The 17,821-nt window shown below is 71.6% G+C and carries 18 protein-coding genes and 1 pseudogene; 6 read left to right on the top strand and 13 right to left on the bottom strand.

Annotation, left to right across the window (positions count from 1 at the left end):
* Nucleotides 1–45: 45 nt before the first annotated feature.
* Together AB0C26_RS19725 and AB0C26_RS19730 are read right to left on the bottom strand one after the other, a co-directional pair.
* On the bottom strand, nucleotides 46–1,251 hold the full coding sequence (locus tag AB0C26_RS19725) for an O-antigen ligase family protein (RefSeq protein ID WP_360248909.1): 1,206 nt from the start codon (nucleotides 1,249–1,251) through the stop codon (nucleotides 46–48).
* Between the two features lie 82 nt (nucleotides 1,252–1,333).
* Entirely contained in the window at nucleotides 1,334–1,483 is a 150-nt protein-coding gene (locus tag AB0C26_RS19730; protein WP_360248912.1) for a hypothetical protein, read from the bottom strand.
* A 311-nt stretch (nucleotides 1,484–1,794) separates the two neighbouring features.
* On the opposite strand from AB0C26_RS19730, the pseudogene AB0C26_RS19735 reads away from it, so the two are divergent.
* Nucleotides 1,795–2,571: pseudogene (locus tag AB0C26_RS19735) on the top strand (serine/threonine-protein kinase); the annotation flags it as partial.
* A gap of 688 nt (nucleotides 2,572–3,259) precedes the next feature.
* Nucleotides 3,260–3,604, top strand: coding sequence for a hypothetical protein (locus tag AB0C26_RS19740; protein ID WP_360248915.1), 345 nt, complete (start codon nucleotides 3,260–3,262; stop codon nucleotides 3,602–3,604).
* A 6-nt stretch (nucleotides 3,605–3,610) separates the two neighbouring features.
* On the opposite strand, the gene AB0C26_RS19745 is transcribed toward AB0C26_RS19740, so the two are convergent.
* From AB0C26_RS19745 to AB0C26_RS19785, 9 genes are read right to left on the bottom strand one after another with little or no spacing between them, the layout of a single operon-like run.
* Entirely contained in the window at nucleotides 3,611–4,894 is a 1,284-nt protein-coding gene (locus tag AB0C26_RS19745) for a hypothetical protein (RefSeq protein ID WP_360248918.1), read from the bottom strand.
* Nucleotides 4,887–5,540: a sugar transferase gene (locus AB0C26_RS19750; RefSeq protein WP_360248921.1), complete on the bottom strand. Its 654-nt coding sequence runs from the start codon at nucleotides 5,538–5,540 to the stop codon at nucleotides 4,887–4,889. The genes AB0C26_RS19745 and AB0C26_RS19750 overlap by 8 nt, the downstream gene beginning before the upstream one ends.
* Before the next feature lie 40 nt (nucleotides 5,541–5,580).
* Nucleotides 5,581–7,275 (bottom strand): bifunctional aminotransferase class I/II-fold pyridoxal phosphate-dependent enzyme/GNAT family N-acetyltransferase, encoded by a 1,695-nt coding sequence (locus AB0C26_RS19755; RefSeq protein ID WP_360248924.1) that lies wholly within the window; start codon nucleotides 7,273–7,275, stop codon nucleotides 5,581–5,583.
* Entirely contained in the window at nucleotides 7,272–8,270 is a 999-nt protein-coding gene (locus AB0C26_RS19760) for a glycosyltransferase family 2 protein (protein WP_360248927.1), read from the bottom strand. Before AB0C26_RS19760 ends, AB0C26_RS19755 begins: the two co-directional genes overlap by 4 nt.
* A complete protein-coding gene (locus tag AB0C26_RS19765; RefSeq protein WP_360248930.1) occupies nucleotides 8,267–9,376 on the bottom strand; it encodes a DegT/DnrJ/EryC1/StrS family aminotransferase in 1,110 nt (369 codons plus the stop codon). The genes AB0C26_RS19760 and AB0C26_RS19765 overlap by 4 nt, the downstream gene beginning before the upstream one ends.
* Nucleotides 9,351–10,298 carry a transketolase C-terminal domain-containing protein gene (locus tag AB0C26_RS19770; protein WP_360248933.1) on the bottom strand — a complete coding sequence of 316 codons (948 nt, stop codon included), beginning with the start codon at nucleotides 10,296–10,298 and terminating at the stop codon, nucleotides 9,351–9,353. Before AB0C26_RS19770 ends, AB0C26_RS19765 begins: the two co-directional genes overlap by 26 nt.
* Nucleotides 10,295–11,089, bottom strand: a complete 795-nt coding sequence (locus AB0C26_RS19775) for a transketolase (protein ID WP_360248936.1) — start codon at nucleotides 11,087–11,089, stop codon at nucleotides 10,295–10,297. Before AB0C26_RS19775 ends, AB0C26_RS19770 begins: the two co-directional genes overlap by 4 nt.
* Nucleotides 11,086–11,841, bottom strand: a complete 756-nt coding sequence (locus AB0C26_RS19780) for a TylF/MycF/NovP-related O-methyltransferase (RefSeq protein ID WP_360248939.1) — start codon at nucleotides 11,839–11,841, stop codon at nucleotides 11,086–11,088. Before AB0C26_RS19780 ends, AB0C26_RS19775 begins: the two co-directional genes overlap by 4 nt.
* A complete protein-coding gene (locus AB0C26_RS19785; RefSeq protein WP_360248943.1) occupies nucleotides 11,831–13,159 on the bottom strand; it encodes a polysaccharide biosynthesis tyrosine autokinase in 1,329 nt (442 codons plus the stop codon). Before AB0C26_RS19785 ends, AB0C26_RS19780 begins: the two co-directional genes overlap by 11 nt.
* Before the next feature lie 114 nt (nucleotides 13,160–13,273).
* Here AB0C26_RS19785 and AB0C26_RS19790 point away from each other — a divergent pair, with 114 nt between their 5' ends.
* Nucleotides 13,274–14,701, top strand: coding sequence for a nucleoside-diphosphate sugar epimerase/dehydratase (locus AB0C26_RS19790; protein WP_360249995.1), 1,428 nt, complete (start codon nucleotides 13,274–13,276; stop codon nucleotides 14,699–14,701).
* Here AB0C26_RS19790 and AB0C26_RS19795 read toward each other — a convergent pair.
* Nucleotides 14,687–15,496: a DUF1028 domain-containing protein gene (locus tag AB0C26_RS19795; RefSeq protein WP_360248946.1), complete on the bottom strand. Its 810-nt coding sequence runs from the start codon at nucleotides 15,494–15,496 to the stop codon at nucleotides 14,687–14,689. The two genes, AB0C26_RS19790 and AB0C26_RS19795, sit on opposite strands and share 15 nt — an antisense overlap.
* Nucleotides 15,497–15,730: 234 nt before the next feature.
* Here AB0C26_RS19795 and AB0C26_RS19800 point away from each other — a divergent pair, with 234 nt between their 5' ends.
* From AB0C26_RS19800 to AB0C26_RS19810, 3 genes are all read left to right on the top strand, one after another.
* Nucleotides 15,731–16,123, top strand: coding sequence for a pyridoxamine 5'-phosphate oxidase family protein (locus AB0C26_RS19800; protein ID WP_360248949.1), 393 nt, complete (start codon nucleotides 15,731–15,733; stop codon nucleotides 16,121–16,123).
* Between the two features lie 140 nt (nucleotides 16,124–16,263).
* Complete coding sequence (locus AB0C26_RS19805; protein WP_360248952.1) at nucleotides 16,264–16,815, top strand: SRPBCC family protein; 552 nt, start codon at nucleotides 16,264–16,266, stop codon at nucleotides 16,813–16,815.
* Nucleotides 16,816–17,000: 185 nt separating this feature from the next.
* Nucleotides 17,001–17,390 carry a hypothetical protein gene (locus tag AB0C26_RS19810; RefSeq protein ID WP_360248955.1) on the top strand — a complete coding sequence of 130 codons (390 nt, stop codon included), beginning with the start codon at nucleotides 17,001–17,003 and terminating at the stop codon, nucleotides 17,388–17,390.
* A gap of 9 nt (nucleotides 17,391–17,399) precedes the next feature.
* Here the strand turns inward: AB0C26_RS19810 and AB0C26_RS19815 are convergent, their stop codons facing one another.
* The gene (locus AB0C26_RS19815) at nucleotides 17,400–17,819 is read right to left on the bottom strand and encodes a universal stress protein (protein ID WP_360248958.1); all 420 of its coding nucleotides are present in this window, start codon (nucleotides 17,817–17,819) and stop codon (nucleotides 17,400–17,402) included.
* Nucleotides 17,820–17,821: the final 2 nt, after the last annotated feature.

A 17,821-nucleotide genomic window follows, 5' to 3' on the forward strand; every position in this document is an offset into this window, starting at 1 on the left:
CCATCTCGCCAACCCGTCGCAGCCCCGGGACGCGGCGGCGCCGGGTCATGGCGCCGACGGGTGGCGCGCCTTCAGGGGCGTCGACCCGGCGTTCCGGATGATCTCGCTCGCCGGGTGGATGGCGGCCAGCAGCCACAGGATCCACATCAGGCGGGCGTCGTAGTAGTCGCCGGAGAACAGGCTGGCGCCCAGGACGAAGATGCCCGCGTACGCGGCGGCGCGGCTCTCCAGGGAGCGCTGCCGCGCCGGCAGCCGGGCGTACTCGGTGCGCAGCGCCCATAACGCGAACAGCAGCAGGATCAGCCCGACCGCCCCGCCCTCGGCCGCCACCGCCAGGGGCAGGTTGTGCACGTAGCGCTCGCCCGGCCCGAGGTTGGTGATGGCGTAGAAGCCGTGCACCCCCGAGCCGAGGATCGGCCGCTCGGTGAAGACCTCGACCCCCTTCTCGTAGAGGACGTCCCGGTCGGAGGTGTACCGGTTCTGCAGGGTGGTCGCCACCAGGCGGTTGTTCAGCAGGTCGGTCACCATCGCCCCGATGAGGCTCCACAGCACCCCGAGCAGGATGGCCAGGGCGATGACGGCCTTGACGAACCGCATCGACCGGATCGTCGGCCACAGCGAGGGCAGCGCCACGGCCGTGGCGATACCCAGCGCGGCCAGGCCACCCCGGGAGCCGGAGGCGAGCGCACCGACGAGGAAGGGCGGCACCCCGATCAGCCAGACGAGCTTGCCGTGGTAGCGGAAGTAGAAGTACGCCGCGGCGAAGATCCCGAGCACCATGACCCGGACGAAGACGTTGGGGCCACCACCGAACGCGGCCCACCGCCCGCTGGCCGTGTGGCCGCGCCCCGACGCCGCGTACAGAAAATAGAGCCATCCCGCGACGTAGAGGAGCGCGAACGTGATCTTGATGACCCGGTCCCGGTCCCAGACGGCCAGATTGGCGTAGACGACGAGCAGCACGCCCATCGAGACCAGGTCGCTGAGAACGTCATTGATGATCGCCCCGCGCGGCGCCCACGACGCCGACAACATCTGATAGCCCAGCAGCAGCAGTACGGGGTAGAGCGCGCGGGAGGCCCCACGGTCGAGCCAGCGCCCCTTCTCCCCGGCGTGGTGCTGCTCGAGCAGAAAGCTGAGCACGACGGCGGTGAACAGGAGAACCCGCACGTCGTTGAGAACGGGGATGCTGAGCCCGATCCGCTCCAGCGTGAAATGCCCGGCCAGGGTCGCCACGAACGCCGCACCCACCAGCACAACACTGGGCCGCACAGCACTGGGCCGCACAACACTGGGCCGCACCGCGCTCATCGCCTTTGAGGCTAGGCGGCCCTCACCCCGGTGGCTGCGAAATCGTGAACTCCTGCTGGCCGGACCACCATTCGGCGGCCCACACCATTCCCACCACAAGCACGGCGGGCCGCTGCCCGTCGGCGAGCAGGACGGCCGGCGCCTTCGTCCCGGTCAGCTCGCCGTAGGTCACCCACCACGTCGGCTCCGGGCCGCGCCCACCCCGGGCCTGCTGATAGGAGGTGCCGCTCCAGCGGACCCACTCGTCGTCGGCCGGCTGGAAGACCCCGTCGAGCTCGGCGCGATGCTGAAGGCCGCTCAGCTCCCGTCAGAAGCCGTCCTCGCGCCACTGCAGAACTCACCCGGAATTCGGCAGCACCAGGGCCGGTCCTCCACCCGCCGCGTCATCCGAGACGATGACATCGGCCGCCCGGAAGGTGGTCGTGAGGCCGGCAACCGGCCGCCGGCCCCTATCCTGTCGTCAGCCGACGAGTGGGAGGCTCGATGACGGTCAGGCCGACGCTCGTCGCCGACCGCTATCGTCTTGTCGAGTTGATCGGCACCGGCGGCATGGGCCGGGTGTGGCTGGCGCGCGACGAGTTGCTCGACCGGGACGTCGCCATCAAGGAACTCGTCCCTCCCGAGTGGATGAGCGACGACGAGCGGCGCCGGCTGCGGGACCGTGCCCTGCGCGAGGCGCGCAGCGCGGGCCGCCTGAACAGCCCCCATGTGGTGCGGGTCTACGACGTGGTCAGCACCGATGCCCTGGCCTGGATCGTGATGGAGTACGTGCCGTCCCGTTCCCTGCAGAAGATGATCGCGGAGGACGGCCCGTTCCCGCCGGACCGGACCGCCCGCATCGGCCTCGACCTGCTCGACGCGCTGACCGACGCGCATCGAGTGGGGGTGCTGCATCGCGACGTCAAGCCGCACAACGTGCTGATCGGCGACGACGGCCACGCCAAGTTGACCGACTTCGGGCTCGCCACCTTCCTCGACGACGGATCGGTGACCGGGCCGGGCCTCATCGTCGGTTCTCCGCAGTATGTGTCGCCGGAACGGGCCCGGGACGGCACGTCCACCGTCGCATCGGACCTGTGGTCGCTCGGCGCCACCCTGTTCGCGGCGGTCGAGGGGCACTCGCCCTACGCGCGGGGCAGCGCCATGGCGACCCTGGCGGCGCTGGCGACGGAACCGCCCGACCCGCCGGTGCGAGCCGGCCCGCTGGCGCCGGTACTGGCCGGTCTTCTCCGGCATCGCCCCCAAGAACGCCTCACCGCTCCTGAGGTGCGGAGGCTGCTGGAAGAGGTCGCGGGCCTCGAGCGACCGCCGGTTGCGGCCACCGCCGGAGGGCCACCCGTTGTCGGCCGCGACAAACAGGGCGCGGGGTCTCCGTCCGGCCTCCGATCGGCGGTCTCAGCGTTCGGCGACAATCGGAGCATCCGGCGGCCGGCCACGCGTCCGGGCTTGATCGCCGCGCACGGTGCGGCCCTGATCGGGGCGGCCCTCACCGCGTTTGTTTGCGTATATGCGGCGGTCAAGGGAGCGTTCAGAGCCGACCAGCGCATCGGCTGGCTCATCGGAGCCGCCATCGTTCTGACTGTTGTCGCTCTGGGGGCGCTGGTGGTCGCCGCCGGGCGGCGCTATCGCATCGGCCGCAGCGCTCAGCTGCTGGCCATGCATTTCGACGACGCGGTGAACGGGGATCTCTCGCCCAGCCGGGAGGAGATCGAGTTCGGAATCGCCGTGCGCGATGCGCTGGCCCGATCCGGCGAGGCGGCCGCCGCCGACAGGTTGCATGGGGCGTTGTCGTCCGCGCGGTCGAGAGACTTCTCCTCCGGGGCCTCCTTCCCGGAGTTCGCACGGCCCGACGACTCCTGGGACGAGCCACACGATGAGCCCTGGCCCGAGCCGCCGTGGGCACGGCAGTCCCGGCGAGACGCCGCCGATGGCTAGGCGGAGGGCCGGAGTGCAGCCGCCGGGCAAGCCCGAGCGCGCGGTGTCACCGCTCGACGCGCGGCCGGATCGTAGTGTGCTGGTCGCCTGCATCGCCGGAACGGGCGCCGTCGTCGCCTCGGTCATGGCTTTCGGAGCATCGCTGATCACCGACGACGCACCGGCTCCACCCCCGCCGGGCTATTGCGCGGAAGTCATTCTGAAGTATCGGGAGCTCGTCAAGGGCAGCAAGGAGACCGTCGACTTCCTCGGTAAGAAGGGCAAGGACGGTAAGTCGGCGATCGAACACGATGATTCCGCGGTTCGGTGTGGTCTGTCGGCCGACGGCCTGGCGATATTGTCCGGCACCGCTGAGTGAGGCCGCCTACGTCGTCGAGATCCTCGGGGCCGGGATGGTGTGCAGGAGTGCGACGTAGGACAGCGCCCCGAGCGTGATCGCGCCGACGCTCAGGCCGGCCAGCGCCGCGGTGGCCGGCGGCAGCAGGGTGCCCAGGGTGAGCGTGGCCGCGATCTGCAGGGCCAGGCAGGCCAGCAAGAGGCGGCTGACGATGGGGGAGTCGGCGAGGGCGTCCAAGGTGGGGCGGGCCGCGTAGAAGACGGCGAAGGGGATGGCGGCGGGCAGGCCCAGGCGCAGGGCCTGGATGGCTTCGGTGAAGTCCAGGCCCAGGAAGTTGTGGACGATCGTGGGGGCGGTCAGGAACAGCAGGCCGGTAACCGGGGTCGTCAGGACGGCGGCGGCCACGGGAAGGGTTTTCAGGCCGCGGCCGAGTTCGGCTCCGACGCCTGTCGTGTGGAAGGCGCCGCTCAGGCGGGGGAGCAGGACGGGGGTGAGCATGCCGAACAGCGAGCAGATCAGGGTGATGGCCGAGGTGACGAAGCCGACGTAGCCGGCGTCGGGGTCGCCGGGGCCGGCCGCGGCGGCGGCGTAGAAGGTGGGGAACGAGAACAGCGCCGGCAGGGCGATGTCGCCGGGGGCGCGCCGCAGGCCGAAGGTCACCACCGTGCGGAACGACGGGGACGCGGCCTGGTGGGACTGTGGGGGACGGGCCACGGCTATGGCGGCCACCGCGATGATGACCATGGCTATGCCCTGCAGGGCCAGGAAGAGCTCCATGCGGTCGGTCAGGGCGAACGCCACGACCGGGAGGATGCCCAGGCCGAGGAGCCAGGCCAGGTTGGCCGCGGTCACCTGGCCGCAGCCGCGCAGGGCGGCCACCGCTGTCACGCAGAGGCAGTTGCCGGCCAGCAGGATGATGACGGCGCGGACCGACGTGGCGCCGCCGGGGATGCCCAGCAGACGGCCCAGGTCGTCGGCCACGAGCAGGCCCAGCAGGCCCAGCAGGTCCATCAGGACCAGTTGGGTGAGGAAGGACTGGCGGGCCAGCATGCGGGCGCCGGCCCCGGCCCTCGGTAGGTAGCGGTGCAGGGCGGGGACCAGGCCCAGCAGCGCGAACGGCTGGAGGGTGGCGACGACGCCGCGGGCCACCTGGTAGTAGGCGAAGCCGGCGGGGCCGGCGCGCCGCGCCACCAGGTGGAACAGCAGCAGGCCGGAGGCCAGCGTCAGCCAGTGGATGGCCGTGGAGGAGACGTAGTCCCGGCGGACGACGGCGGGGACGCTGCGGAACAGGGAGCGGAGCGCCTCAGGCAACCGGAAGGCCTGGGAGGGGAGTCGCCGGGATCAGGTCGTCGACCCGCGAGACACCGGCGATGGCCAGGGCCGTCAGGATCAGGATCTTGAGGTCCGTACGCAGGGAGTGGTTCTCCACGTAGGCCAGGCCCAGGGCGATCTTCCGGGGGCGGATCAGTTCGTCGTACGCGGCGTCGGGGTCCGCTTTGCCGGCCAGGATGGCGCCCTCGTCGCGGAAGACGATCGACGCCCAGTCGGTGATGCCCGGTTTGACGCTCAGCAGCAGGCGCTCACGGTCGGTGTAGCGGCGCACGTCGGAGGCGACCTGCGGGCGGGGGCCGACCAGGCTCATCTCGCCCCTGAGCACGTTGAGGAACTGCGGGAGCTCGTCGAGCTTGTAGCGGCGCAGCATGCGGCCGGTCGCGGTCAGCCGCGGGTCGTCGTCGGCGGTGGAGGGGCCGCCCAGGCGTTCGGCGTCCAGGACCATGCTGCGGAATTTCAGCATGGCGAACGGCTTGCCGTGCCGGCCGATCCGCTCGCCCCGGTACAGCAGCGGGCCGCCGTCCTCGCGCTTGATGCGCCAGGCGGCGTAGGCGGTGACCGGCGCGGTGGCCAGCAGGATCCCGGTGGCCCCGGCGATGTCGATGACGCGTTTGGCCAGTTCCATGGCTCCCCCTCCACCGTGAGCGTATCGGCGCGGCGTACCACTAAGGGGTGGTTTGCGGGTTTTGCTGGCGTAACGCCGTGCGGTAGAGGTAGACGCGCGAGGCGGCGCCGCTGTGGATGGAGGTGTGGCCGCGCAGCTCGGCGCCGACCTTGCGGTAGAAGCCGTGCGCGCGGCGCTGCTGCTCGCCGGTGACCATCTTGACCGCTGTCTCGCCGTGCTCGGAGAACCAGTCCATCAGCCGCTCGAACAGGTCCTGGGCCAGGCCGGCGCCGCGCACCGGCGGGCGGACCACGAAGTTGATGACCTCGGCCCGGGGCAGGTCGTCGCCGGCCTGGGCGTAGCGCAGGGTCTCGATGGCCCGGAAGATCCGGCCGGGGCGCAGCAGCCGGGGCAGCAGGGCCGGGGCGGCCACCCACCAGCGCCGGCGGATGAACTCGCGGACCAGCGCCGCGGTGTCGAGGCTGCCGCAGATGTAGCCGACCGGGCGGCCGCCGTCGACGGCCAGGAACAGGGCGCAGTGCCGGCTGTCGGCGACGTGCCGGTAGAGGACTTCGAGCGCCGGAACGCCCAGCGACGACAGGAAGCCGTGGGCCACCTCCGTGGCGTGCATCTCGGCCACGGCCCGGATCTGGGCGTCGGTGAACGGGCCGGACAGGATGCGCGGACCCTCCCCGGTGTCCGGCGAGTCCAGCAGGTCGAGGCCGCGCTCCACGTCGTGCGGGCTGATGTCGGCGCGGACGGGGAAGCTCACCACGTGCTCGGCCGCCCATTCCGCGTTCGGGCACGATCCGGGCCGGTATCCGGCGGCCTCCAGGTCGGCGCCGGTCAGCGGGTGGACCGGCGTGGTGAACCAGTCGCCCACCTCGAGGCGCCGGCGGGCCGCCTCGTCGAGCAGGCCGCGCTTGTCGGGCACGGCCACCGGCACCCGCAGGGGTGGCGTGACCGGCGTGGGCACGTCGAAACCGAGACGGGTGACGCCCGCCCGGTACCGGGCGGCGACGGCGGCCCGGCGGGTGAGCTGCTTGCGGGCCCGGGCCGTACGGCGGGGCAGGCGCCGCCGGACCGATCGGGTCATCCGCCACTCGTACTCGGGGCTGGCCGCCACGTCGGCCGCGTAGGAGCCGACGACCAGGCCGAGCCGCGACAACCGCCGGTACAGGGCGCGCAGCCGCCAGGTCACACCGAGTTCGGTCGCCACCTGATGCGCCAGGAACTGCGCGGTCATCACGGCTTCGCGGCGTGACGGCGGGGGTGTGTAGGCGGCGTACTGCTCGCGCATCGTGGCGGCCAGCCGCTCGTCGTTGACGACCGCCTTGCCGCCGACCCCGGCGATGACCGGCTTGCCCCACTCGTACGAGTAGAAGGCGGCCACCCCGGTCCGCCCGACCGGGCCGCGCTCGGCCGGCTCGGTGATGTGCGCGCAGTCCTCCACGACCGGCACGTTCCCGGCGATCTTCAGCACCCGGTCCAGGTCGACCGGGGTGCCGAAGGTGTGCTGCACGACGATGGCCCGGGTGCGGCCGGTGACAGCCGCGGCCAACCGGGAGAGGTCCATCGTGTACGTGGTGCGGTCGATGTCGACGTACACCGGAACCGCTTGAAGCCTCTGCAGGGGCTCGATCACGGCGGCGCAGGTGTAGGCCTGCACGATCACCTCGTCGCCGGGCCCGACGCCGAGGCCGCGCAGGATCGCGTGCAGCGCCACCCGCCCGCGGTAGTACAGGAACTCGGTCATGAGGGCCGCCGCCCGGCCGGATCGAGGATGCCCCACACGGAGCCGGCGCCGTAGACGACGTGGGTGGTGGCGAAGACGATCGGCATGACGACCAGCAGGCGCGGGTCGTGCTGTTCGCGGGCCACGCGCGCCCCCGAGTACAGGGCGGCCGCTCCGTACGTACCCAGTAGAGCGAGGGTGAGACGCCGGACCGTGCGGGAGAAGGGGGAGAGGGCGAGGCCGCCGGAGGCGGCGAGCACGAAGCCGAGCGGGACGACGTTGCGCCAGGCGCCGATCCAGCGGCCGACGGCGCGGCTGGCCCGGAACGGCCAGTAGCCGCCCTCGAACATCCACGAGCAGAACTCGCGGTAGTCGCTGCGGGCGTAGTACGTGCAGGTGATGTCGGGCAGCAGCAGGATCTTGCCGCCGGAGGCGCGCAGGCGCTGGTTGAGCTCGCGGTCCTGGGCGCGGGTCAGGGCCTCGTCGAAGTAGCCGATGTGGTCGAAGACCTCGCGCCGGTAGCAGCCGCCGAAGACCGTGTCGACCCACTGCGGTTCGGAGGCGCCGATGCGGTACTTCGTGTTGCCGGCGCCGAACGCGTTGGTCGTGGACAGGGCGATGGCCCGGCCGATCAGGCTGTCGTCGCGGGCCTCGGAGCGCCGGACGCCGCCCACGTTGTCGGCGTCCGGATGATCCAGCAGGCCCTGGACGCATTTCGACAGGTAGTCGGGCGGGTAGTCGGCGTGGACGTCGAGGCGGACGATGATCTCGCCTTTGGCCGCGCGGATGCCGAGATTGAGCGCCACCGGCTTGCTGCGGCCGGGATTGTCGATCAAGACCAGCTTGTCGTTATCTAGTAGGACATCTCGGGTTCCGTCGCTGCTCATGCCGTCGACCACCAGCAGCTCCCGCCGATCAGCGGGGTAGTCGAACCGCTCCACCGACGCCAGGAAACTCTCGATGAAGTCCCGTTCGTTCCAGCAGGGGACGACGACGCTGACGAAGGGCGCGTTCATCGGCCGAAGAACCTTCGAACGCTCTCCGCGACGAAGGAGACCTGATCGTCGGTGAGCTCGACCTGCATCGGCAGGGACAGCACCTGGTCGCACAGCTTCTCGGTCCGGGGCAGGTGCCAGTGGTCGAGGCCGAGGCCCTTCTGCTTGTGCAGCGGGATCGGCCAGGAGATCAGCGTCTCGATCCCGTCGTCGCGCAGGTGCGCCACGAGGCGGTCCCGCGCGTCGGACGTGATCGGGTAGTTCTGGTAGACGTCGTTGCGGCGCGGGTCGTCGTCCGGCCCGACCGGGATGCCGATCTCCGGCACCTCCCGCAGCAGCGAGGTGTAGATCCGCGCGATCTCGCGGCGCCGGGTGATCCACTGCGGCATGTGGGCCAGCCGCCAGTCCAGGATCGCCGCCTGGAGGTTGTCGAGGCGGCAGTTGTAGCCCCACCCGTCGAGTTCCGCCTTGGCCACCCGCCCGTGGTCGCGCAGCGCCAGCAGCCGGTCGGCGAGGGCCTGGTCGTCGGTCAGCACCGCGCCCGCGTCGCCCATCGCCCCCAGCATCTTCGCCGGGTAGAAGGAGTACGTGCTGGCCCACCCGAAGGTGCCCGACGTGCGCCCGTCGAGGGACGCGCCCAGGGCCTGCGCCGCGTCCTCGATCACCACCGCCCCCACCTCGCCGGCCGCCTTCTGGACGGCCGCCATGTCGACCGTGCGGCCGTTGAGGTGCACCGGAATGATCACGCGGGTCTTCTCGGTGACCGCCTGAGCCAGTTGGGACGTGTCCATCAGGTGGTCGTCGCCGATGTCGACCAGCACCGGCTTGGCCCCGCGCAGCACGAACGGCGACATCGTGGCCACGAACGTGTGCGCCACCGTGACGATCTCGTCGCCCGGCCCGATGTCGAGCGCGTGCGCCAGCAACCGCAACCCGTCGGTGCAGTTGCTCACCCCGACCGCCCGGTCCGAGCCGTTGAACGACGCCAGGTGCTCCTCGAAGTCGTGCAACTGCTGCCGCAGCATGAGGTCGCCGCGCGCGATCGTGTCCTCGATGACCGGCAGCAGGCCGTCGCGCTGACGGCGCCACTGCTCGGGGTAGTCAACGAACCTGACTCGCCAGTCCACGGTTGACCTCCATCTGTTCCAGCACCCGGTGGGTGATCGAGGCGGGGTCGAGGCCGTGCGCCCCGCGCAGGTAGTCCTGGTCGCCGACGAGGGACGAGAAGCGGGGCGGCAGCGCCACCCGGATCAGCGACGCCGACTGCGGCATCTCGGCCAGGATCTCGGCGACCGCGCTGCCCAGCCCGCCGATGACCGAGTGCTCCTCGACCGTGACGATCGTCGGGTACCGGTGGGCGGCGTCGTGGATGGCCACCAGGTCCAGCGGGTCGATCCACGGAAACGAGCGCACGTCGGCCCGAACGCCGGCCTGGGCCAGCAGGTCGGCCGCCCGCAGCGCCGACTCGAGGATGGCGCCCGTGCTGAACAGGGCGATGTCGCCGCCGGTGCGCAGCGCGATCGACTCGCCGCGGCAGAGCTGGATCGGCCCGCGGTGCACCATCGGCTCGCCCGCCTTGCCCAGGCGCAGGTACGCCGGTCCGCCGTTCGCCACCAGGTCGGCCATCACGGCGCTGGTCTCGGCGGCGTCGCCCGGCGCGGCCACGGCCAGCCCCGGGACGGCCCGCATGATGGCCAGGTCCTCCGTCGCGTGGTGCGACATGCCGAGCGCCCCGTAGGACAGCCCGCCGCCGACAGCCACCACGATGACGTCGGCGTGGTGGTAGGCGATGTCGTTGCGGATCTGCTCGAGGCAGCGCAGGGTCGGGAAATTCGCGATGGAGTACGTGAACACGCGCGCCCCGGCCAGCGCCATTCCGGCGGCCAGGCCGGTCATGTTCTGCTCGGCCACGCCGGCGTTGACGAACTGTCCCGGGCAGGTCCGCTGAAGCTCGTCGACCACGCCGAAGCCGATGTCGCCGGTGACGAAGACGATGTTCGGGTCGGCCTCGGCCGCGGTCAGCAGCTCGTCGAAGAAGCGGCTCCTCACGGCGCCACCTCGCTCATCGCGCCGGCCAGCTCGGCGTCGTCCGGCGGCCGGTAGTGCCAGAGCACCTGGTTCTCCATGAAGGAGACACCCTTGCCCTTGACCGTACGGGCCAGCACCACCTTCGGCCGCTCCCGCCCCGGCCGGACGGCCTGGCGGATCTGGCCGTGGTCGTGCCCGTCGATCTCGGCCACCTCCCAGCCGAACGAGCGCCACTTCTCGGCGAACGGTTCCAGCGCCAGGGTCTGCTCGGTGGTGGCCATGGACTGCAGCCCGTTCCAGTCGACGATCGCGACCAGGTTCGTGAGCCGGTGGTGGGCGGCGAACATGGCCGACTCCCAGACACTGCCCTCGTCGCATTCGCCGTCGCCCAGCAGGACGTACGTCAACCAGGTCCGGTCCGTGCGCCGCGCCTGCCAGGCGAGGCCGGCGCCGACCGGGAGCCCGTGCCCGAGCGAGCCGGTGGAGAACTCGACGCCGGGAATGCCGACGTGGCTGACGTGCCCGGACAGGAACGAGCCGTTGCGGTAGTGCTGGGCCAGCAGCCGGGTGTCGAAGAATCCGCTCTCGGCCAGGACGGCGTAGAGGGCGGCCCCGGCGTGGCCCTTGCTCATGATGAACCGGTCCCGGTCGGGCTTGCCGGGATGGGCCGGGTCGAGGTCGAGGATCTCGGCGTAGAGCACGGCCAGCAGGTCGGCGCAGGACAGCGCCGAGCCGACGTGGGAGCTGCGGCCCGAGTTGGTCATCCGGAGCACGTGCTGGCGGACGGCGCGGGCGAGGTCGCTGCTCGTCATAGGACCGCGTATCCGATGTACGGGTCGAAGTCGAACCGCCGCACCTCCAGGCGGTTCAGGCCCACCTCGTCCAGGGCCGCCTTCGTCTCGCCGGGCCACAAGGGGTTGTCGAGCTCGTCGAAGGCGAGGACCGCGCCCCTGGGCATGCGGGGCAGGAAGTGCCGCAGCGCGGTGCGGGTGGGCTCGTACAGGTCGAGGTCGAGGAAGAGCAGGCTGACCATCAGATGCTGGTTGTCGGCGACGAAGGCGGGGATGGTCTCGGTGACGTCGCCGCGGATCAGCCGGGCCTTGGGCAGATGCCCGAGGAAGCGGTCGGTGTCGTAGATCTCCAGCAGTTTCGACAGTTCGTCGTAGCTGTCGGCGGCCAGGTCGCCGGTGCGGGCGCCGGTCTGGTCGGGGCGGTCGTCGGCCGAGACCGACGGGAACCCGCCGAACGAGTCGAACCCGTACAGCCGCCGGGTCAGGTTGGTCGGCTCCAGGGCCGCGCTGAGCTGGGCGAAGGTCATGAAGCTGGCGCCGCGGAAGACGCCGCACTCGACGATCGAGCCCTTGACCGGCAGGGCCAGCTTGAACAGCTCGTACAGGGCGGCGAAGCGGGTGACCTGGGCCCGGCGCGCGTAGCGGGCCATGGTGGCGAGCCGGGTCGGCAGGTCGTCCGGGCTGTTCGCGAACACCTCGGCGATCCGCTGCGGAACCCGCTGCTCGGCCTCGGTCTGAAGACGGCCGGGCTTTTCCGTCGGCCTAGGCTGCATAGCAGGCCTGCCGGGACTTGACCATGGTGAAGACGCAGCCGAGCAGGCGCGCGTCGACCTGCTTGAGCGCGCGCACGGCGCCGGTGACCTGAGCGCTCGTGGTCTTGCGGGACCGGACGAGGAGAAGAGCCCCGTCCGTACGGGCCGCGACGACCGCCCCGTCGGCCACCGGCAGCAGCGGGGGCGAGTCGAGGATGACCAGGTCGAAGCGGGCGCGCAGCTCGTCCAGCAGGTCGCCCATGCGCTGCGAGCCGAGCAGCTCGCTCGGGTTGGGCGGCGGGTGGCCGCTGGAGAGCAGCCACAGCCCCGTACCCCACGGCTGGAGCACCTGGTCGAGCGAGGCCGCCCCGACCAGCACCGTGGTCAGCCCGGCCGAGCCCTCCCGGCCCAGGAAGGCGGCCAGCCGTGGGCGGCGCAGCTCGGCGTCGACGATCAGCACCTGCTGACCGGCCTCGGCGAACAAGATGGCCAGCCCGCACGCGGTGGACGAGCGGCCCTCGCCGGGCATCGCGCTGGTGACGGCCAGCGTCTTCACCGGCCGGTCCCGGTTCGCGTACTGCACCGAGGTGCGCAGCTGGCGCAGCGCCTCGGCCCGCCTGGAGTCACGGTCGGACAGGAACGGGCCGCCGCCGCGGCGCCGGGCCGCCTTGCGGTCGACCGGGATGCAGGCCAGCACGGGCGCCCCGGCCAGCTCCCGCAGCTGGCCGGGCTCCCGCACGGAACTGTCGGCGATCTCGCGGACCACGCCGAGGGCGGTGCCGATCAGCAGGCCCATGGCGACACCCAGGGCGAGGTTGTGCATGGGGCGCGGCACGACCGGGTTCTCGCTGAGCTTCGGCGGCACCATCGTCTCGATCGTGGCCGCCGCGGTCTTGCCGTTGTCGGGCAGTTCGAGCTGCTTCACGAGCGCCGGGAACTGCACGGCCAATTCCTCGGCGACCGCCTGCGCGCGTTCCGGAACGGCGTCCTCGACAGTCACATCGATCAATACGGTGGCCGAATCGGTGACGACCGAGATGCGGTCCTGGATCTGCGCCGGGGTCAGGCTCAGGTCGTCGTTGGCGGCGATCAGCTTCGCGAGGCGTTCCCCTTTGAGAACCGCCTCGTACGTCTTCAACCGGTTCGTGGCGAACATCGACCCCTCGAGTGCGCTGGAACCCTCCGCGTTGGCGGTGGCGACGAAATACTGCGCGGCCGACGCGTACAAGGGCGTGGTGTGGGCCGTGTACAGCGTCGCTATCCCCATGGCGGCGACAACGGTGAGTGCGACCACCCACCACTGCCGTCTCGCTACCCGGAGGTAGTCACGCAGTTCCACTCTTGTGAATCTAAATTGCCGGTCGTTAACGCGAAGCATTATCAGAAACTTGCGCGGCGTCCCCTCCTGCCGCCTTAGGGTGCTTCTGTGACCGGCGGGGAGAATCTGCTCTACATGCTCGCCACGCGGTACGAGCGATGGCGGTCCCGGCCGTCCGCCGGCCTCAAGACCCGGGCCCTGCTGTTCGGCGGCGGCGCCGCGGCCCGCGACCTGCTGCACAGCATGCACTTCGACCCCCGGAGCCGGTACGTGCCGGTCGGCGTCCTCGACGACGACCCCCGCAAACGGCGCACGCGGGTGGCGGGGGTGCCCGTCCTGGGCGATCGCACCGCCCTGGCCTCGGCGGTCGCGCGCACCGGGGCCACCACGGTGGTCTTCGCCGTCTCGGACGCCGGCGCCCCGCTCGTCCGGGAGATCCGCGCCCTGGCCGACGCCGCCGGCGTCCGCTTCCTGGTCGTGCCGGCCATGAGCGAACTGCTGGACCACGAGATCGGCGTCCGCGACCTGCGCGAGGTGCGGGTGACCGACCTGCTGGGCCGGGTGCAGATCGAGACCGACCTGGACGCCATCGCCGGCTACCTGACCGGCAAACGGGTGCTGGTGACCGGGGCCGGCGGGTCGATCGGCTCCGAGCTGTGCCGGCAGATCAACCGGTTCTCCCCGGCCGAGCTGATGATGCTCGACCGCGACGAGAGCGCCCTGCAGGCCGTGCAGCTCTCCCTCGACCCGCGGGCCACGCTCAGTGACCCGGCGGTGATCCTGGCTTCGCTGCGTGACGTCGACCGGATCCGGGCGATCTTCCGGGACCGGCGGCCGGAGGTGGTCTTCCACGCGGCCGCGCTCAAACACCTGCCGCTGCTCGAGCGCTACCCGGGCGAGGCGGTGAAGACCAACATCTGGGGCACCCTGGCCGTGCTGGAGGCGGCGTCGTCGGTCGAGCGCTTCGTCAACATCTCGACCGACAAGGCGGCCGACCCGTCGAGCGTCCTCGGATACTCCAAGCGGATCACCGAACGGCTCACCGCGCACACCGCGGCCCACCGGCCCGGGACGTTCCTCAGCGTCCGGTTCGGCAACGTGCTCGGCAGCCGCGGCTCGGTGTTCGACCGGTTCACCGCGCAGATCGCCGACGGCGGCCCGATCACCGTCACCCACCCCGACGTGACCCGCTACTTCATGACCATCCAGGAGGCGGTGCACCTGGTCATCCAGGCCGCCGCGATCGGGCACGGCGGCGAGGCGCTGGTGCTCCAGATGGGCGAGCCGGTGCGCATCGCCGACGTGGCCCGGCAGATGGTCGAGCTGGCCCCGGCACCGGTCGACATCGTGTACACCGGGCTGCGCCCGGGCGAGAAGATGGGCGAGGTGCTGTTCGGCGCGGGCGAGGAGGACCGGCGGACCGACCACCCGCTGATCTCCCACGTGTCGGTGCCGCCCCTGGACCCTTCGGCCGTACGCCACCTGGCCGCCAACGCCGATCCGGCCGCGCTCGCCGGTTCGCTGGCGGCGCTGTGCACCGTACCCGCCCTATCCTTTTCGTAGGATCTCCAGCACCAGCGGGTCGATGCTGCCCTCGACCAGGCGTTCCTCCAGGTTCTCGACCCCCGCCCAGCTGTCCAGGTCGTCGTAGCCGGCCTTCGTGAGCAGCGCCCGCACCTCGTCCGCGACCGCACCGGTCAGCGGGATCAGCGTGGCCGGGTCGGGCCGCTCGAAGTACAGCGTGTGCAGCTCGAGCAGCCGGGCCAGCTCGCCGACCGGATCCGGGTGGTCGTCGACCCGCAGGTCGACGAGGACGTCGCTGGTGCCGCCGTAGCCCATGCCCTTGGCCACGACGTACAGGGCGGCGCTCTGCCGTCCGCGCCGGTCACCCCCGGCGTCGTCGCCCGCCTTGAGCGCGTGCAGCAGGCGGTACTGGAACTTCTCCCCGGCCGCGTCGAGCCACGTCGCTTCGATGCCGGCCACCACCTGCGGACCGGCGAGCATGTTGCCCTGGATCGCGTAGCCGTCGCCGGCCGCGCCACCCGCCCACGGATGGCACTGGTCGCCGGTGAAGGTCGCGCCCGGCCCGTCCGGCCCGACCACGCCGACCTGCCGGTGCGCGACCGGTCCGGCGTCGCCGGCGATCAGGGCCTTGACGGTGTCGGCCGCGCCTACTCCCGTGCCCATCAGGGCCAGGGCCTGCGGCCGGTAGGCCAGATTGGCGTACGACTGGGTGGCCACCGCGCCCACGTCGGCCAGCGCGGCCGGCACGGCCGCCCCCACCCCGAGGAACTTGCTGGCCACGGCCACGCCGAGGGCCGTGCCGTCGGCCGAGCGGGCAACGATCGAGAAGGTCATGGCGCTGTTTGTAACACGGGGCGGGCATCCTGGTTCCACCGCGTTCGGCGGCGTAGATTTGGCATCGCCCGCCGGCCCTCGAGCGTGCCGCGGGTGGACGGGCCGGGTCGTTGCCGAGACCACCGCCCTCCCGCGGCACCGGCGGTTACCATGCGCGTCATGAGCCAGCAGCCGGTCGCCGAGCTCCACCCCCAGTTCAGCTCCCCGGGCGCCACCGCGCGCCCGTGAACCGAGGTGTCGATACGTCCCGACGGCCGTCCACATGTGACACCACTACCCACGGTCGGGGACGCGGGCGCCCTCCACTTCTGCCCCGGAGCCGGCGAACAGAAGGCGAAAAACCTGTACCGCAACCCGAACTGCGCCATCACGACGGGCACCGCCGACGCCGACGCGGGCCTCGACGTGGTGGTCGAGGGCACGGCGACCCGGGTGACCGACCCCGATCGTCCGACCACCTTGGCCGCCCTCTGGAAATCCCGCCACAACTGGGACCTCCACTCGGCCGACGGCGCGTTCACCGGCGACGAGGGCAACGAGGCCCTGGTCTTCGCCGTCACCCCGGCCAAGGTGCTGGCCTTCGGCCAGGGCGAGCCCTACTCCCAGACCCGCTACCGCTTCGCGTAAAGCCCCTCGCCGCCCCTCCGGCATCCGCCGCGCGATCATCCACCGGCCGCTGATCGACCTCCTCGCCAAGCGGCCGCGGGCTTGGAGGGCGCCATGGCGCGGTGGAACGATGGGCCGCGGGTATCGGGAGTCCGGCGTGCGTGATCGCGGTGGTCGACGGCGCTGTCGCGGTGGGCTCCGAGGGCCGGTGGACGTTCGACGCGGAGGGCCGGAGCTGGATGGCGACAGTGCGTGCGGAAGTGGTTGTCGATCTGCCGCCCGAACAGGTGTGGGAGGCCGTGGCCGATGTCGGGGCGGTTCACCGGCGGCTGCTGCCGGGGCGGGTGCGAGACGCGCGGATCGAGGGCGACGCGCGGATCCTGACCATGCCGGACGGTTGGCAGGTGCGTGAGGTGATCGTGGCGGTGGACCACGATCTGAGGCGACTGGCGTACGCGGTGGCCGGCGCCCAGCGGATGCCGCTGACCTATCACCACGCGTCGTTCCAGGTGTTCGACGAGGAGGGCCGCGGGCGGCTGGTCTGGGTGACCGATGTGCTGCCGCACGCGATGGCCGCGGTCGTGCGCGGGGTCGTGGAGCGGGGCCTCGCCGAGATCAAGCAGACCCTCGAGTCGGGAACCCGACAGCCCCTCGGAGGGCCGTCCGAGGGGCCTGGAAGCGGGGCGGGGCAGTCTTCCGGGATAGATGCTTGAAGGCAATAGTAAACCGCGAATTTGCCCGTCCGGCCGGTGCGGTTGGGACCGATCGCGGTCGATGCGGGTGGATCAGTCCGGTCACCTATCCATAACAGACGATATGCAGAACGTGACCGGCGCGATTGAGTGGATCTCGCTCGAGGGGTGCGGGGAGACGAAGGGGTCGGTCAGTGGTGAACGCGGTGATATACGTGCGACCGGAGAACTACGGCGTGAGCGCGAGCCGTTGTCTCGAGCACTGCGCCGCCCGCCGGTACAACGTGGTCGGCCTGATCCAGGGCGACTGGGCCGCGGCCGCCCGCATGCTCGACGAGGGCCTGGCCGGCGTCGTCGTGGTGTCCTCGGCCGAACAGCTCGACCCGCACCTCGAGCCGCACCTCGAGCCGCGCGTCGAAGTGGTCCCCAAGCCGCGCCGCCAGCGCCGCTCCGCGTCGTCGGCCGCTCAGCCGGGCCGCCGCTGGACCTCCGACAACCCGGCCTCGTCGCTGCACGGCAACCCCCGCAAGCCGGACGCCGCTCCCCGGACCGGGGTACCGGCCCGCCCGGTACCCCGCAACCTCTTCCGCTCCTGACCGCCGTCCTCAGGGCTGATGCTGGGGGTGGGTGACCAGCAGGACCGGGCGGGACGAGCGTTTGATCAGGTCGAGGGGGACGCTGCCGAGCAGGCGCTCGGCCACCGTGGGGCGGCTGCTCGAGCCGGCGACGATCAGGTCGGCCTGTTGCTGATCGGCGAACTCGAGGACGGCCGGGACCGGGCGGCCCGGCACCACCGTCACGCTGGCCTCGATGCCGGCGTCGGCCAGGCGGGCGGCCATCGCCGACGCGGACTGGTAGGCCTTGTCGGCGAACACGCTTCGGGGCACGGCGGCCAGGCGTTCCAGCTCGACCTCGTCCGCGGCGACCACGGCCACCGTGGCGCCGGTCTGCTTGGCCAGGCCGATCACGGCGTCGGCGACCCAGGGAGTGTCGGCTTCGGGTTTCGCGGCTACCACGATGCGCATGG

Origin of the sequence: Actinoplanes sp. NPDC048796 (assembly GCF_040650035.1) — a bacterium.
Taxonomy (GTDB): domain Bacteria; phylum Actinomycetota; class Actinomycetes; order Mycobacteriales; family Micromonosporaceae; genus Actinoplanes.